Source organism: Streptomyces sp. NPDC014727 (assembly GCF_043083485.1).
Classification (GTDB): domain Bacteria; phylum Actinomycetota; class Actinomycetes; order Streptomycetales; family Streptomycetaceae; genus Streptomyces.
Genome location: NZ_JBIBYR010000018.1, coordinates 26,083 through 41,858, shown reverse-complemented (window position 1 = coordinate 41,858; position 15,776 = coordinate 26,083). Strand labels below are relative to the sequence as shown.

Below are 15,776 nucleotides of genomic sequence, written 5' to 3'. Positions count from 1 at the left end.
CGTGCCGGGAGACGGTGGACTCAGGCCGTCAGCGGCAGTGCCGCCAGCTCGGCGATCAGCCAGGTCAGCGGGGCGAAGACGACCAGCAGGGCGGCGGCGCGCAGCGCCGTCGCGAACCGCAGGGCCGAGACCGGGGCGCCGAGCCGCAGCACCGCCCGCGTCGTCCGGGTGCGGTCCTGCCTCGCCTCCAGAGCCGAGGTCAGCAGCGTCGCCGTCGTACAGCCGAGGACGAGCACCGCGCCGAGCGCCGTGAGCGGACCGAAGGGGCGCGGCCCCGTTCCGTACAGCGCGTAGGCGGCGATCACCGCGGAGAGCACCGCACAGACCACCCCGAGCGGCCCGCCGATCCGGCGCGCCTCGTCCATCAGCACCCGTCCCGCCAGCAGGCGCACGGCACCGGGGCGCACCGCCTGCAGCAACCGCCCGCAGTGATACGCCAGGCCGGGGCCGGCCATGGCCAGACCGATCGCCGTCAGTGTCCACCCCGCCAGCACTCCGGCCGGGGTGGCGTCCAGCCTGCCGGGGAGCGGGAGCAGGCTTCGCCCCTCGCCGCCGCTCATGTACGCCTCGACGGCGAGACCGGCCGCGGTCAGCGCCACCCCCCAGGGCAGCCCGGTCGGGGGAGCGGCCGGAGCGGGCGGCTCGGCCTCCGGTGGGGTCTCCGCAAAGGCGTCGTCGTCCCCGGCCGCCGTTGCGAACGGCCTGCCGCGCAGCGCCAGCCCGCTCGCCGTCGCCGCGGCCACCGGGACCAGGGCCAGCAGCACGAGCACGGCCGCGAGCGGCAGCGGGGCGTCCGCGTCGAGCATCCCGGCCGCCGCGCCGTCGAACGGCAGCCCGGACAGATCACCGCGCAGATGCAGGAAGAGCAGCAGCGCCACCATGGACCCGAGGGTGCAGGAGACGGCGGTGGAGACCGCGGCGAGCACGGTGAGTCTCACCGGTCCGAGGCCCACGGCGGACAGTCCGGTGCGCGGCCGGGTACTCGGGTCCGTACGGGCCACCGCGACCGCGAACTGCACGGTGGCGGCCAGCGGGACGAAGCACCACAGCAGCCGCAGCACGGCCCCGGTGGAGTGTGCGGGGTGCCCCGACGCGTAGCCCAGGGCGCACAGCAGCAGGAAGCCGACTCCGGCGGAGGCGGCCGCGACCAGCAGCCGCCGCATCAGGACCAGTGGGTGGGAGCCCCGGGCTAGACGGAGAGCGAGCACGCCGCACGGCCCTCCGCATCGGATACGGCGGGCAGGGCGACGGTGGCGACGCGGCGGCCGTCCAGCAGCGGGACGGTGCGGTCGGCGAGGGCGGCGACCTCCGCGTCATGGGTGGCCAGCACGATGGTGATGCCGTGCGAACGGGCCGCGCTGGTGAGGGTGCGCAGCACATGGGTCCGGTCGGTGCGGTGCAGGGTCGCGGTCGGCTCGTCGGCGAAGATCACCGCCGGTGAGGCGGCCAGCGCGCGGGCCACGGCGATCCGCTGGCGCTGCCCCTGGGGCAGGGTGTGCGGTCGCTGTTTGGCGCACCCGCCGATGTCCAGCCGCTCCAGCCACTCCAGGCCCGTCCGCTTGGCCTCCCGGTGCGAGGCGCCCCGCAGCAGCAGCGGAAGAGCGACGTTCTCCCAGGTGTTCAGCTCCGGCACCAGCTGGGGCTCGGGGGCGATCCAGGCGAACCTGTCGCGGCGCAGCCGCTCGCGCAGCCGGGGGCCCATGGTGTGGACGGGGACGCTGTTGAACCACACCTCGCCCTGCTGGGGCACCAGTTGACCCGAGAGGCAGTGGAGCAGGGTCGTCTTGCCGCTGCCCCGGGGGCCGGTCACGGCGAGGATCTCGCCGTCCCGGACACCCACGGAGACTCCGCCGAGCGCGGGTGAGCCGTTGTGGGAGTGCTGCAGGGAACGTGCCCAGATCACGTCGTTGTCCGGCGGGGCCACCATGGCGTACACCTCGGTTCAGATCGTAATTCCCGTCCCCCGTACGGGGGAACGAAGAGGGGGCCGATCGGTCACTCGGCACCGTAGGGATTCGAACCGCGGTGTGGGCACAGCACACGGCCCGGATGCGCCCCTTCCCACTCGAATGGGCTCATCCGGGCCGTGTGGACCGTATGAAACGACCGGCGGAGGCCGGTCATGTGGTGGTCAAGCGAGGGTCAGGCCCCGGGGGCCGTCCGGCCGACCGCGGCCGGACGGCCCCCGGTCCGCCGACAGGCGGCCGGGCCGTCGACCGGATGCCCGATCCGTGGTCGGACAGCCGGTCGAAGCGTCGGTCAGAGCTTGGTCCACGCCTCGGTGAGGACGGTCCGCAGAATGCCCTCGATCTCGTCGAACGTCGACTGGTCCGAGACCAGCGGCGGCGCGAGCTGGACGACCGGGTCGCCGCGGTCGTCGGCCCGGCAGTACAGGCCGTTGTCGTAGAGCGCCTTGGAGAGGAAGCCGTACAGGACGCGCTCGGTCTCCTCGTCGGTGAAGGTCTCCTTGGTGGCCTTGTCCTTCACCAGCTCGATGCCGTAGAAGAAGCCGTTGCCGCGGACGTCGCCGACGATGGGCAGGTCGAGCAGCTTCTGGAGCGTCGTGAAGAAGGCGTTCTCGTTGTCCAGGACGTGCTGGTTGAGGCCCTCGCGCTCGAAGATGTCGAGGTTGGCGAGACCCACCGCCGCGGAGACCGGGTGTCCACCGAAGGTGTAGCCGTGCAGGAAGGTGTTGTCACCCTCGTAGAACGGCGCGGCGATGCGGTCCGAGACGATGCAGGCACCGATCGGGGAGTAGCCCGAGGTCATGCCCTTGGCGCAGGTGATCATGTCCGGCACGTAGCCGAACTTGTCGCAGGCGAACATCGTGCCCAGACGGCCGAAGGCGCAGATGACCTCGTCGGAGACGAGCAGCACGTCGTACTTGTCGCAGATCTCGCGCACGCGCTGGAAGTATCCGGGCGGCGGCGGGAAGCAGCCACCGGCGTTCTGCACCGGCTCCAGGAAGACCGCGGCGACGGTCTCCGGGCCCTCGAAGAGGATCTCCTGCTCGATCTGGTCGGCGGCCCAGCGGCCGAAGGCCTCCGGGTCGTCGCCGTGGATCGGGGCGCGGTAGATGTTGGTGTTCGGCACCTTGTGCGCGCCGGGGACCAGCGGCTCGAAGGGGGCCTTCAGGGCCGGCAGGCCGGTGATCGACAGGGCGCCCTGCGGGGTGCCGTGGTAGGCGACCGCCCGCGAGATGACCTTGTACTTGGTCGGCTTGCCCTGGAGCTTGAAGTACTGCTTGGCCAGCTTCCAGGCGGTCTCGACGGCCTCGCCGCCACCGGTGGTGAAGAAGACCTTGTTGAGGTCGCCCGGCGCGTAGTCGGCGAGGCGCTCCGCCAGCTCCACGGCCTTCGGGTGGGCGTAGGACCAGACCGGGAAGAAGCCCAGCTCCTGACCCTGCTTGTACGCCGCCTCGGCGAGCTCGTGACGGCCGTGACCGGCGTTGACCACGAACAGGCCCGACAGGCCGTCGAGGTAGCGCTTGCCTGCGTCGTCGTAGATGTAGGTGCCCTCGCCACGCACGATGGTGGGAACGGGCGCGGTCTCGTAGTCCGACATGCGGGTGAAATGCATCCACAGGTGGTCGTACGCGGTTCGGCTGAGGTCCTTGCTCACGGCTATCGGGTTCCCCACATATAGGTCTGCTTCTTGAGCTTCAGGTACACAAAGCTCTCGGTGGAGCGCACACCGGGGATGGCCCGGATGCGTTTGTTGATCGTTTCCAGCAGGTGGTCGTCGTCCTCGCAGACGATCTCCACCATCAGGTCGAAGGAGCCCGCGGTCATCACCACGTACTCGCATTCGGCCATGGCCGACAGCGCCTCGGCGACGGGATCGAGGTCGCCCTCGACATTGATGCCCACCATCGCCTGACGCCGGAATCCCACGGTGAGCGGGTCCGTGACGGCGACGATCTGCATCACGCCCTGGTCGAGCAGCTTCTGAACGCGCTGTCGCACGGCCGCCTCGGAGAGGCCGACGGCCTTGCCGATCGCGGCGTACGGACGACGCCCGTCCTCCTGGAGCTGCTCGATGATTGCGAGGGACACGGCATCGACCGCTGGGGACGATCCGTTCCCTGTCCTGGAGTCTGCGCTGCGACTGGCCACGCATCCACTTTGCACCGGGACTCGTCTGTCTGGCAACCCCAGATCGATGAAATTCGTTGTCTGAGGGTCTTTATCTCACTGAATCCGAAGTTCACGGCGGGTAGGCATGTCGAAAGCGACACCCGAGCGACTACGCTGGTCATCTCATCCACTGGACGTGTCGACAGGAGGGGTGGTTGTGACCACCGAGGTGCGCCGTCTGCGCAACTACATCAACGGAGAATTCCGGGACGCCGCTGACGGGCGGACCATCGACGTGGTCAACCCGGTGACGGAAGAGGTCTACGCGACCTCGCCGCTCTCCGGCCAGACCGATGTCGATGCCGCGATGGACGCCGCCGCGGCCGCATTCCCCGCCTGGCGGGACGCCACGCCCGCCGAGCGCCAGAAGGCCCTGCTGAAGATCGCGGACGCCTTCGAGGAGCGCGCCGAGGACCTCATCGCCGCCGAGTCGGAGAACACGGGCAAGCCGATCGAGCTGACCCGCACCGAAGAGATCCCGCCGATGGTGGACCAGATCCGCTTCTTCGCGGGCGCCGCGCGCATGCTCGAAGGCCGCTCGGCCGGTGAGTACATGGAGGGTCTCACCTCCATCATCCGCCGCGAGCCGGTCGGCGTCTGCGCGCAGGTCGCGCCGTGGAACTACCCCATGATGATGGCCGTCTGGAAGTTCGCCCCGGCGCTCGCCGCGGGCAACACCGTCGTCATCAAGCCGTCCGACACCACCCCGGCGTCGACCGTGCTGATCGCCGAGATCATCGGCCAGATCCTCCCCAAGGGCGTCTTCAACGTCATCTGCGGCGACCGCGACACCGGCCGTGCGATGGTCGAGCACGCGACCCCGGCGATGGCCTCCATCACCGGTTCGGTACGGGCCGGCATGCAGGTCGCCGAGTCCGCCGCCAAGGACGTCAAGCGGGTCCACCTGGAGCTCGGCGGCAAGGCCCCGGTCGTCGTGTTCGAGGACACCGACATCGCCAAGGCCGTCGAGGGCATCTCCGTCGCGGGCTACTTCAACGCGGGCCAGGACTGCACGGCCGCGACCCGGGTCCTGGTCCACGAGTCCATCCACGACGAGTTCGTCACCGCCCTCGCCAAGGCCGCCGCCGACACGAAGACGGGGCAGCCGGACGATGAGGACGTCCTGTACGGCCCCCTCAACAACGCCAACCAGCTGAAGCAGGTCAGCGGCTTCATCGAGCGGCTCCCCGCCCACGCCAAGGTCGAGGCGGGCGGCCACCGGGTCGGCGAGAAGGGCTACTTCTACGCCCCGACCGTCGTCTCCGGTCTCAAGCAGGACGACGAGATCATCCAGAACGAGGTCTTCGGCCCGGTCATCACCGTCCAGAAGTTCACGGACGAGGCCCAGGCCCTGGAGTACGCCAACGGCGTCGAGTACGCCCTGGCCTCCTCGGTGTGGACCAAGGACCACGCACGGGCGATGCGGATGTCCAAGAACCTCGACTTCGGCTGCGTGTGGATCAACACCCACATCCCGCTCGTCGCCGAGATGCCGCACGGCGGATTCAAGAAGTCCGGCTACGGCAAGGACCTCTCCGCGTACGGCTTCGAGGACTACACCCGCGTCAAGCACGTCATGACCTCGATCGAGGACTGACCCTCGGTCCGCTGTCGCGTACGGCCCCGGGCTCGCTCCCGGGGCCGTTCCCGTGTCCCGGAACCCGCGGCGGCATCGACAGGGTGTGCGGACGGAGCGGCTGGCGCTGGACGGTTGGTCCATTGCCCGCAACGTCGCCCGACCGGCATCCTGCGCACGTGCGAGCAACCCCGAAGAACCCCATGTCCCGCCGGTCCCTGCTGCGCGCCTTCGGGGGCACGGCAGCCGGTGTCACGCTGGCCGGCTGCGGAGTGCCCGCCGCCTACGTGGCGCCCGGTGACCGCGCCGGACGCGACACCTCCGCGAGCGACCACTCCCTGCACTTCGCGAACTGGCCCCTCTACATCGACACCGATGACAAGAACGCGTCGAAGCGGCCCACCCTCGACGCGTTCAGCAAGCGCACCGGGATCTCCGTCACCTATACCGAGGAGATCAACGACAACGACGAGTTCTTCGGGAAGATCAGCCCGGCGCTGATGAACCACCAGGAGACCGGCCGGGACCTGATCGTCATCAGCGACTGGATGGCCGCCCGGTTCGTACGGCTCGGCTGGGTGCAGGAGATGGACCGGGCCAAGCAGCCCAACGTCGCCAAGTACCTGGATCCGCAGCTGCGTTCGCCCGCATTCGACAAGGGCCGGACGCACAGCGTGCCCTGGCAGTCCGGGATCACCGGCATCGCGTACAACCGCAAGAAGCTCGGCCGCGAGATCAAGCACCTGAGCGACCTGTGGGCGAACGACCTGCGCGGCAAGGTGACGCTGCTGTCCGGGCTCGACGAGTCCTTCGCCCTTCTGATGCAGGGCAACGGCGTCGACATCACCCGCTGGAAGCGGGACGACTTCTACCACGTGTGCGACCAGGTGGAGAAGCTGGTGAGGACGAAGCACATCCGCCGCTTCACCGGCAACGACTACATCAAGGACCTGTCGACCGGTGATGTGCTCGCCTGCCAGGCCTACTCCGGCGACGTCATCCAGCTCCAGGCCGACAATCCGGAGATCGAGTTCGTGGTGCCCGAGGAGGGCGCCGAGCTCTGGGCGGAATCGCTCATGATTCCCAACCTCGCCCGCCACAAGCGCAATGCCGAGAAGCTCGTCGACTACTACTACGAGCCGGAGGTGGCGGCGGAGCTGGCGACCTGGGTCAACTACGTCTGCCCCGTCCCGGCCGCCCGCGAGGTGCTGGCCTCCTCCAAGGACGAGGAGACCGCCGCGCTCGCCGAGGACCCGTTGATCTTCCCCGACGACGCGATGCGGCGACGCCTGGCGATCGCCCGCGACATCACGTCCGACGAGCGCACCGAGTTCGCGAAGAAGTGGAACGCCGTCGTCGGTCTGTGAGCCGACCGAGGCGGCGCACATCGCCGGTGAACACGGGCGTACGCTGCGGACATGAGCGAGCGAAGAGCCCTGCTGAGGCGCATACGCGTGTGGTTGGCCGTCTTTGTCGTGTGTCTGGCGCTGAGCGGGCTGACCGCCTTCCCGCTCGTCCATGAACTCCACTGGGCCGAGGACCTGTTGAGGTCCTCGGCCTCTCCGGTTCCCGAGCACTTCCCGGCGCTGATGGAGTGGATCACCCGGGTCCGCGCCGGTCTCGACGAGGCCGACGCGAAGTATCCCTTCGTGCTGTACGGCACCGACTGGCTGGCCTTCGCGCACCTTGTCATCGCGGTCGCCTTCTACGGCCCCTACCGCGACCCGGTCCGCAACATCTGGGTCATCGAGTTCGGCATGATCGCCTGCGCGGGGATCATCCCGCTCGCCCTGATCTGCGGGCCGATTCGCGGCATCCCCTTCTGGTGGTCCGTCATCGACATGTCGTTCGGGGTCTTCGGGGTGATCCCGCTGTTCCTCGTGCGACGCATGATCAAGCGGCTGGAGGCACTGCCGCGGACGCCGGACCCGGTGGTCGGACCCGCGGCCGCGGCAGGGGTCTGAGTCACCCGGCCGACGGGGCGCCGAAGGCGGCCACCACGATGTTCATCGCCGTGGCGTTCATGCCCTCGCCCTTCGCGTTCGTCGCGTTGACGCTGTGGACGAGGGTCCGGGAGAGATCACGGGTGGCCGCGACAGCCGTGTTGTAGCCCCACCGGCCACCCGTCTTGCCCCACACCTCGCGCCCGCCCAGCCTCATCACCGACAGACCCGCGCTGTACGCGGCCGGGCCGCCCGTGCCGTACTCGCGCACCGATGCCCCGGGCAGCGTGAACGCCGCCTCGGCGCGTTCCGGCGCGGTACGGACCGCCACCGGCCCCGCCTCCGCCTGCACGATCACCAGGCTCACCGCGTGCGACAGGATGGCGTGCATCTCCCGGGCGATCCTGGCCCGTTCGCGGGCCGCCGCCTGCTCGGCCTCGATCCGGTGCGTCAGCTCCAGTTGCCGGGCCCGGTCCTCCACCGCGTTGAGACAGGCCTCGCGCGTCACGGTGAACCGGCCGAACGCGTAGGCGGCGGCGAACACGAAGAGGGAGAAGAGCAGCTCCCGGGCCTCACTGCTTTCGAGTCCGACCGAGAACACCACCGACACGGTCGTGAGCACCACGATCGCGAGCCGCTTCAGCGGCGAGGAGAGTTCGGCCACCGTGGAGAAGGCCACGAGGCCGGAGTACGGAAGCGGCTGGCCCGGGCAGCGCGAACTCGTACAGGCCACCGGCTGCGAGCACGGCGAGCAGGACCGCGACCGGCGCCCGCCGCCGGGCCACCAGCGGCAGGACGGTCAGCGTGGTCAGTCCGTACGCCGCCCACGTCGCTTCCGGCAGCTCCGGTGCGCGTGGGACGACGAACGGCATGGTCACCGCGGCCTGCACCAGCAGCGCGACGGTGAGGTCGACGGCCCGGGGACCGATGCTGCGCGGCCCCACATCCCCCGTATGCCCACTACGGCTTCCGCGCCACCGCGCCGAACTGGGCGACCTCCGCCGCGCCGGGCTCCGCGCGCCAGCGCGCGCAGGACACGATGCCCGGCTCCACGAGTTCGAGCCCGGTCAGGAACGAGGCGAACTCGGACCGGCTGCGCGCGGTGATCGCAGGGGTGGCGTTCTCGTTCCAGAAACGCATCGCCGCCTCGTTGCCCTCGCCGCCCAGTTCCCGCGTGGGATGGGTCAGCACCAGATAGCTGCCGGACGGCATCGCGTCCATCAGCTTCCGCACGATGTCCCGTGCCTCGCCGGTGTCGAGGACGAAGTTGAGGATGCCGAGCAGCATGACCGCGACCGGCTTGCTCAGGTCCAGTGTCGGCTCGACGGCCCGCAGGATCTCCTGCGGGCGGCGGGCGTCCGCGTCGATGTACTCCGTCGCGCCCTCGGGCGAGCTCGTGAGCAGCGCGCGGGCGTGTGCCAGCACGATCGGGTCGTTGTCGACGTACACGACGCGGGAGTCGGGCGCGGTGTGCTGGGCGACCTCGTGCGTGTTGTCGGCGGTCGGCAGGCCGGTGCCGATGTCCAGGAACTGGCCGATCCCGGCCTCCCCGGCCAGATACCTGACGGCCCGCCCCAGGAACGCCCGGTCGGCGCGCGCCACTTCGCCGATGCTCGGATACATGCCGGTGACCTGGTCGCCGACCGCACGGTCCACGGGGTAGTTGTCCTTGCCGCCGAGCCAGTGGTTCCAGACCCGCGCGTTGTGGGCGATGTCGGAACGGATCCGGTCGGGGACGGGGGTGGTGCTCTCTTCGGTCACGTCTTTGCTCCTCTGGCTCCGGGCGTCCGGCATCACGCAGGATGCGGCGTGGTCCATGATGCCGGACCGATCAAGCGGGGCCGGTGGCCCCGGAGTTGCCGAGGAGCGCGCGCAGGGCGTCGACCCGGTTGGTGGTGATCGAGTCGACGCCCCGGCGGACGAGGCGGCGCATGGTGCGCCTGGTGTCGACGGTCCAGACCGAGACCAGCAGCCCGTCCGCGTGGAGACGGTCCGTCAGCTCCCGGTCCACCAGGCCGAACCGGTAGTTCAGCCACCGGGGCCTCACCGCGTCGAGCAGCACGGCGCGCGGCGGCGCGAGCGTCGTCCAGGTCAGCGCGATCTCGGCGGAAGGATCGACGGCGCGCACTCGCAGCATGGCATCGGCGCCCGCGCAGTAGTACGCCCGCTCGCCGGCCCCGCACTCGCGCACCACACCGACGGCCTTGCGCACGGAGTCGTCGGTGGACTCGGGCAGATCGACCATGACGCGGTGCGCCCCGGCGGCGAGCAACGCCTCGCGCAGTGTGGGCACACCGCCCCCGGTCAGCTCGTCGAGCTCCTTGTGGGTCAGCCCGTCGAGCCGCAGGTCGTGACCCCACAGCCGCTTCAGCGTGGCGTCGTGCAACAGCACCGGCACGCCGTCGCGGGTGACCCGGACATCGACCTCGACCGCGTCCGCCCCCCGCTCGAGGGCGGAGCGGATCGAGGGGAGCGTGTTCTCGCGGACACGGTAGGGATCCCCGCGGTGGGCTACGGCGGTGACAGTGGTGGCCATGGGGCCATTGTCACCACCGGGGTCAGCGGCCCGCGCGTTCCAGCCAGTTCGTCGTGTACGTGTCGATCTCGGCGGCCAGCGTCCGCTTGCCGGCCGCGTCGAGGTACGACGCCTCGACCGCGTTCTTCGCCAGCGCCGCGAGACCCCGCTCGTCCAGACCGAGGAGGCGGGCGGCCACGCCGTACTCGTTGTTGAGGTCCGTGCCGAACATCGGCGGATCGTCGCTGTTGATGGTGACCAGGACCCCGGCTTCCACCATCTCCTTGACGGGGTGCCGCTCGATGTCGGTCACCGCGCGGGTCGCGATGTTCGAGGTCGGGCAGACCTCCAGCGGGATGCGGTGCTCGGCGAGGTGGGCCAACAGCTTCGGGTCCTGGACGGAGTTGGTGCCGTGGCCGATGCGCTCGGCGCGCAGATGGGTCAGCGCGTCCCAGACGGTCTGCGGCCCGGTCGTCTCCCCGGCGTGCGGCACGGAGTGCAGGCCCTCGGCGATGGCCCGGTCGAAGTAGGGCTTGAACTGCGGGCGCTCCACGCCGACCTCCGGACCGCCGAGCCCGAACGAGACGAGCCCCTCGGGCCGCAGGTTCACGGCGAGCCGGGTGGTCTCCTCGGCCGCTTCGAGTCCGGCCTCGCCGGGTATGTCGAAGCACCAGCGCAGGACGACCCCGAGCTCGGCCTCGGCGGCCTTGCGGGCGTCCTCTATCGCCTCCATGAACCCCTGCTCCGGAATGCCGCGCCGGGTCGAGCTGAACGGGGTGACGGTCAGCTCCGCGTAACGGATGTTCTGCCGGGCCATGTCACGGGCGACCTCGAAGGTCAGCAGCCGGACGTCCTCCGGGGCGCGGATCAGGTCCACGACGGAGAGGTACACGTCGACGAAGTGACCGAAGTCGGTGAAGGTGAAGTAGTCGGCCAGCGCCTCGGGGTCGGTGGGCACCTTGGAGTCGGGGTGGTGCGCGGCCAGCTCGGCGACGATGCGCGGCGAGGCCGAGCCGACATGGTGGACGTGCAGTTCGGCCTTGGGCAGCCCCGCGATGAACGGGTGCAGATCGGGCATCGGATTCTCCGTTGGGCGTGGGCGGTGCGGGTGCCGGCACGGTCGGCCGGGCAGCGGACGGGGATCATCGTAGGCCGGGTCCGACGGCGGGGGGACGGGCCGTAGCATGACGGGACCACGATGGGGGAGGCCCATGTCAGACAACACAGAGCAGCCCGCGGGCGGGGCCGCGCCGCGCGATCCGTGGGCTCCGCCGGACAGCAGGGTGCCACTGGAGAAGCCGGCCGGCGATCCCCGGCCGCCCGCTGTGCACGATCAGCAGACAGTGACGTCGATGCCGGGCGTCGGGGACGGCCCCGCACCGGCCGCGACACCGGGATTCGGCGCACCGGAGCAGACCGGGCCGGTGCCCGGCCCGGGCCCCGCGTTCGGCCCCGGAGAAGTGCCGCCACCGCCCGTCGCACCGAACGGACCGGGCCAGCCGGTCCCGCCGGCCGCGGGGCAGTACGGCTACCCGGCCGCACCGGCCGCGCAGTACGGCGGTTACCCGGGATACCCGGGCTACGGCCAGACGTCATGGGGCGGGCCGGCGCCCGCGAACGGTCTCGGCATCGCCGCGATGGTGCTCGGCATCATCGCCGTCGCGGGGTTCTGCATGTGGGGCCTGGGGGTCGTTCTCGGTGTCCTCGCGCTGATCTTCGGCATCATCGGCCGCGGCCGGGTCCGCCGGAACGAGGCGACCAACGGCGGCATGGCGCTCGCCGGAATCATTCTCGGATCGATCGGCATCGTCATCAGCGGGGCGTTCCTCGCACTCATGATCTGGGGCGTGGCGAGCGGCAACTTCGAGGAGGGCGGCACGACCGGCGACCAGACCGTCTACGAGGAGCCCTACGCGTCGTAGACCGTTCGGTGTCCCGCATCGAACGCTGTGGTGACGACAGCAGTCCCCACCCGAGGGCCGGGTGGTCCGGAGTCCGGACCACCCGGCCCTCGGGCATCCGGCCGCCTCATGCGGCGCGCAGCTGCGCCCGCGCGTCCATCAACGCGAAGCCCAGCAGATTCAGCCCCCGCCAGGTCGCCGGATTCTCCGCACGCGGGTCGTCCGCCGCCAGTCCTATGCCCCAGATCCGGTCCATGGGGCTCGCCTCGACCAGGACCCGGTCCCCGGTGTTCAGCAGGAACTCCCGCAGCTCCGGGTGGTGGCCGAACTTGTGGACGCTGCCGGCCACCACCAGGGCGTACCGCTCGCGCGCCCACACCGCCTCGTCGAAACCCCGGACCAGCCGCCCCACCTTCTTCGCCTGCGCCGGGCTCTTCGCCGACACCGCCCGCTCCTGTGACTCCGCGTCGCCGAAGAGCCGTGCCTTGGCGGCCATCATCCAGTGCTCGGCCGATGCGTACGTCACGCCGTCGACCGTGAAGGGAGCCGGCCACCACTGACTGAGACAACTCGCACCGATGCGGCCGTCGGGCCGCGGGCGGTGCCCCCAGAAGCGCAGGTACTTCACCTTCTCGCCGCGCCCGGTCCGTGCCAGGAGATCGTCCATGTGTTCCATGACACGCGAGTCTGGCATCCGCCACGGACACTCCGTACGGGGAATTCCGCGCCGACGCGACACATGGTCGAAGGATTCCGTCGCGTAACCAAAAGGCAACAACGGAATCACTTGTTGGGGTCGATCCCCTCTGTCAGGATCGGCACTCAAATCGAGCAGAGACTACGCCGCCCCGCACTGCGGGGAACGCGGCGGAGGAGAACGTCATGGGCAACGGCATCCAGGTGCGGGACCGCTTCGCGGACGGCGCACAGTACATCGGCGGAAAGCTGCGGTCCGGTACATCGGGACGTCACCACGACGTGGTGGACCCGGCCACGGGCGAGACCGTCTACACCTACGAGCTGGCGGGCACCGCCGACGTCGACGCGGCCGTCGCCGCCGCACGGGAGGCGTTCCCCGGCTGGTCGGGCGCGACTCCCGCCGAGCGGGCCGAGGCGATGCACCGCTTCGCCGCCGTCCTCGCCGAGCAGGTCGACGACTTCGCGTACGTCGAGTCCCTCCAGTGCGGCAAGCCGATCAAGCTCTCCACCGAGTTCGACGTGCCCGGCACCGTCGACAACACCTCCTTCTTCGCGGGCGCCGCCCGTCATCTGGAGGGCAAGTCGGCCGCCGAGTACGACGGCGACCACACCTCGTACGTACGCCGTGAGGCGATCGGCGTCATCGGCTCCATCGCGCCCTGGAACTACCCGCTCCAAATGGCCGCCTGGAAGGTCCTCCCGGCCATCGCCGCCGGCAACACGATCGTGCTGAAGCCCGCCGAGATCACCCCGCTCACCTCCCTGATGTTCGCCCAGGCGGCCACCGCGGCGGGCATCCCGGACGGTGTGATCAACATCGTCACCGGTGCGGGCAAGGACGCCGGCGAGCACCTCGTCGGCCACCCGGACGTCGTCATGACCTCGTTCACCGGCTCCACCGCCGTCGGCAAGCGCGTCGCGGAGATCGCCACCTCCACCGTCAAGCGCCTCCACCTCGAACTCGGCGGCAAGGCCCCCTTCGTGGTCTTCGACGACGCCGACCTCGAAGCCGCCGTCCACGGCGCGGTCGCCGGAGCGCTCATCAACACCGGCCAGGACTGCACCGCCGCCACCCGCGCCTACGTCCAGCGCCCGCTGTACGACGCCTTCGTGCAGGGCGTCGCCGAGCTCATGGAGACCGTCCGGCTCGGCGACCCCTTCGACCCGTCGACCGACCTCGGCCCGCTGATCAGCCACGCCCAGCGGGACCGGGTCGCCGGATTCGTCGAGCGGGCCCGCGCCTACGCCACCGTCGTGACCGGCGGCGAGGCCCCCGGCGGCGAACTGGCGAACGGCGCCTACTACCGGCCGACCCTGGTCGCGGGAGCCGCCCAGGACAGTGAGATCGTCCAGTCGGAGATCTTCGGCCCGGTCCTGGTCGTGCTGCCCTTCGACACCGACGACGAGGGCATCCGCCTCGCCAACGACACCCCGTACGGACTCGCCGCCTCCGCCTGGAGCCGCGATCTGTACCGGGCGAACCGCGCCACGCGGGAGATCAAGGCCGGCTGCGTCTGGGTCAACGACCACATTCCGATCATCAGCGAGATGCCGCACGGCGGATACAAGGCCAGCGGCTTCGGCAAGGACATGTCGTCGTACTCCTTCGAGGAGTACACGCAGATCAAGCACGTCATGTACGACAACACCGCGGTCGCCCGCAAGGACTGGCACCGCACGATCTTCGGGGACCGATAACCCGGCCGACCCCCGGCCACACCCACCCGAAAGGGCAACGCGCATGGAGCAGTACGAGCCCGAGCGCCTCTCCGCGGCCCAGCTGGCCGCGATGCGGCGCAGCCTGACCAGTGGCCGGGGCGCCCTGACCCGTCGATCGCTGCTTCGCGCCTCCGGCCTGGGGGCGCTCGCGATCGGCGGGCTGGGCACGCTGAGCGCCTGCGGCATCCCGCCCGCCAAGCGGGAGGGAGATGCCGCGGCGGCCTCGGACGACCACTCGGCCCGGGAGAAGCAGATCAACTTCTCCAACTGGACCGAGTACATGGACGTCACCGACGACGGCAAGCACCGGCCCACCCTGGAGGCGTTCACCGAGCGCACCGGGATCCAGGTCAAGTACACCGAGGACATCAACGACAACGTCGAGTTCTTCGGCAAGATCAAGCCGCAGCTCGCGGCCGGCCAGGACACCGGCCGCGACCTCATCTGCGTCACCGACTGGCTGGCCGCCCGCATCGTCCGCCTCGGCTGGGCGCAGAAGCTCGACTCCTCGAACCTGCCGCACGCCTACGCCAACCTCTCGGGTCAGTTCCGCTCCCCGGACTGGGACCCCGGCCGTGCCCACTCGTACCCCTGGGCGGGCATCCCCACCGTCATCGCCTACAACTCCAAGGCGACCGGGGGCCGCAAGGTCGATTCCGTCAGCCAGCTGCTCGACGACCCGAAGCTCAAGGGGCGGGTCAGCTTTCTCTCGGAGATGCGCGACTCCATCGGGATGGCCCTGCTCGACATGGGCAAGGACCCGGGCTCCTTCACCGATGCCGACTACGACGCCGCGATCGGCCGGCTCCAGAAGGGTGTCGACAAGAACCAGATCCGGCGCTTCACCGGCAACGACTACACGGCCGACCTCGACAAGGGCGACATCGCCGCCTGCGTCGCCTGGGCGGGCGACATCATCCAGCTCCAGGCCGGCAACCCGGACATCAAGTACGCCATCCCGGCCGCCGGTTACGTCATATCCAGCGACAACCTGCTCGTCCCGGTGAAGGCCCGGCACAAGAGCAACGCCGAGAAGCTCATCGACTACTACTACGAACCGCCGGTCGCCGCCAAGCTCGCCGCGTACATCAACTTCGTCTGTCCGGTCGACGGCGTCCGCGACGAACTGGCAAGGATCGACCAGGCGATGGCCGACAACGTCCTGATCCTTCCGGACAAGCAGATGGCGGCCAAGTCGCGAGCCTTCCGGTCCCTGACCGCCGAGGAGGAGACGGCGTACGAAGAGAAGTTCGCCAAGCTCATCGGCGCCTGACCACCTCGCCCTTC

Annotated in this window: 14 protein-coding genes and 1 pseudogene; 6 read left to right on the top strand and 9 right to left on the bottom strand. The window is 70.2% G+C overall.

Annotated elements, in window-relative coordinates:
• Positions 1-20: 20 nt before the first annotated feature.
• The 4 genes from ACF1B9_RS25700 to ACF1B9_RS25685 form a co-directional block, all read right to left on the bottom strand.
• On the bottom strand, positions 21-1,208 hold the full coding sequence (locus tag ACF1B9_RS25700) for a hypothetical protein (RefSeq protein ID WP_391742892.1): 1,188 nt from the start codon (positions 1,206-1,208) through the stop codon (positions 21-23).
• Positions 1,190-1,927 (bottom strand): ABC transporter ATP-binding protein, encoded by a 738-nt coding sequence (locus tag ACF1B9_RS25695; RefSeq protein ID WP_391742894.1) that lies wholly within the window; start codon positions 1,925-1,927, stop codon positions 1,190-1,192. The genes ACF1B9_RS25700 and ACF1B9_RS25695 overlap by 19 nt, the downstream gene beginning before the upstream one ends.
• Before the next feature lie 332 nt (positions 1,928-2,259).
• A complete protein-coding gene (locus tag ACF1B9_RS25690; protein WP_391742896.1) occupies positions 2,260-3,639 on the bottom strand; it encodes an aspartate aminotransferase family protein in 1,380 nt (459 codons plus the stop codon).
• Positions 3,624-4,115 carry an Lrp/AsnC family transcriptional regulator gene (locus tag ACF1B9_RS25685; RefSeq protein WP_030928325.1) on the bottom strand — a complete coding sequence of 164 codons (492 nt, stop codon included), beginning with the start codon at positions 4,113-4,115 and terminating at the stop codon, positions 3,624-3,626. The genes ACF1B9_RS25690 and ACF1B9_RS25685 overlap by 16 nt, the downstream gene beginning before the upstream one ends.
• Before the next feature lie 178 nt (positions 4,116-4,293).
• Here ACF1B9_RS25685 and ACF1B9_RS25680 point away from each other — a divergent pair, with 178 nt between their 5' ends.
• From ACF1B9_RS25680 to ACF1B9_RS25670, 3 genes are all read left to right on the top strand, one after another.
• A complete protein-coding gene (locus ACF1B9_RS25680; RefSeq protein ID WP_391742897.1) occupies positions 4,294-5,733 on the top strand; it encodes a gamma-aminobutyraldehyde dehydrogenase in 1,440 nt (479 codons plus the stop codon).
• A gap of 182 nt (positions 5,734-5,915) precedes the next feature.
• On the top strand, positions 5,916-7,079 hold the full coding sequence (locus ACF1B9_RS25675) for a PotD/PotF family extracellular solute-binding protein (RefSeq protein ID WP_391742955.1): 1,164 nt from the start codon (positions 5,916-5,918) through the stop codon (positions 7,077-7,079).
• A 51-nt stretch (positions 7,080-7,130) separates the two neighbouring features.
• Entirely contained in the window at positions 7,131-7,676 is a 546-nt protein-coding gene (locus ACF1B9_RS25670) for a hypothetical protein (RefSeq protein ID WP_391742899.1), read from the top strand.
• Between the two features lies 1 nt (position 7,677).
• Here ACF1B9_RS25670 and ACF1B9_RS25665 read toward each other — a convergent pair.
• The 4 genes and pseudogenes from ACF1B9_RS25665 to ACF1B9_RS25650 form a co-directional block, all read right to left on the bottom strand.
• Positions 7,678-8,527, bottom strand: a pseudogene (locus tag ACF1B9_RS25665) (histidine kinase).
• 88 nt (positions 8,528-8,615) lie between these two features.
• Entirely contained in the window at positions 8,616-9,449 is an 834-nt protein-coding gene (locus ACF1B9_RS25660; RefSeq protein WP_391742956.1) for an SAM-dependent methyltransferase, read from the bottom strand.
• A gap of 37 nt (positions 9,450-9,486) precedes the next feature.
• Positions 9,487-10,191: a glycerophosphodiester phosphodiesterase gene (locus ACF1B9_RS25655; RefSeq protein WP_391742900.1), complete on the bottom strand. Its 705-nt coding sequence runs from the start codon at positions 10,189-10,191 to the stop codon at positions 9,487-9,489.
• A gap of 22 nt (positions 10,192-10,213) precedes the next feature.
• Positions 10,214-11,248, bottom strand: a complete 1,035-nt coding sequence (locus tag ACF1B9_RS25650; RefSeq protein WP_391742901.1) for an adenosine deaminase — start codon at positions 11,246-11,248, stop codon at positions 10,214-10,216.
• A 133-nt stretch (positions 11,249-11,381) separates the two neighbouring features.
• Here ACF1B9_RS25650 and ACF1B9_RS25645 point away from each other — a divergent pair, with 133 nt between their 5' ends.
• The gene (locus ACF1B9_RS25645) at positions 11,382-12,092 is read left to right on the top strand and encodes a DUF4190 domain-containing protein (RefSeq protein WP_391742902.1); all 711 of its coding nucleotides are present in this window, start codon (positions 11,382-11,384) and stop codon (positions 12,090-12,092) included.
• Positions 12,093-12,198: 106 nt separating this feature from the next.
• On the opposite strand, the gene ACF1B9_RS25640 is transcribed toward ACF1B9_RS25645, so the two are convergent.
• Positions 12,199-12,747, bottom strand: coding sequence for an NADAR family protein (locus tag ACF1B9_RS25640; RefSeq protein WP_391742903.1), 549 nt, complete (start codon positions 12,745-12,747; stop codon positions 12,199-12,201).
• A 206-nt stretch (positions 12,748-12,953) separates the two neighbouring features.
• Here ACF1B9_RS25640 and ACF1B9_RS25635 point away from each other — a divergent pair, with 206 nt between their 5' ends.
• Positions 12,954-14,468: a gamma-aminobutyraldehyde dehydrogenase gene (locus tag ACF1B9_RS25635; RefSeq protein WP_391742904.1), complete on the top strand. Its 1,515-nt coding sequence runs from the start codon at positions 12,954-12,956 to the stop codon at positions 14,466-14,468.
• A gap of 43 nt (positions 14,469-14,511) precedes the next feature.
• Entirely contained in the window at positions 14,512-15,762 is a 1,251-nt protein-coding gene (locus ACF1B9_RS25630; protein WP_391742906.1) for a spermidine/putrescine ABC transporter substrate-binding protein, read from the top strand.
• The last annotated feature ends 14 nt before the right edge of the window (positions 15,763-15,776 follow it).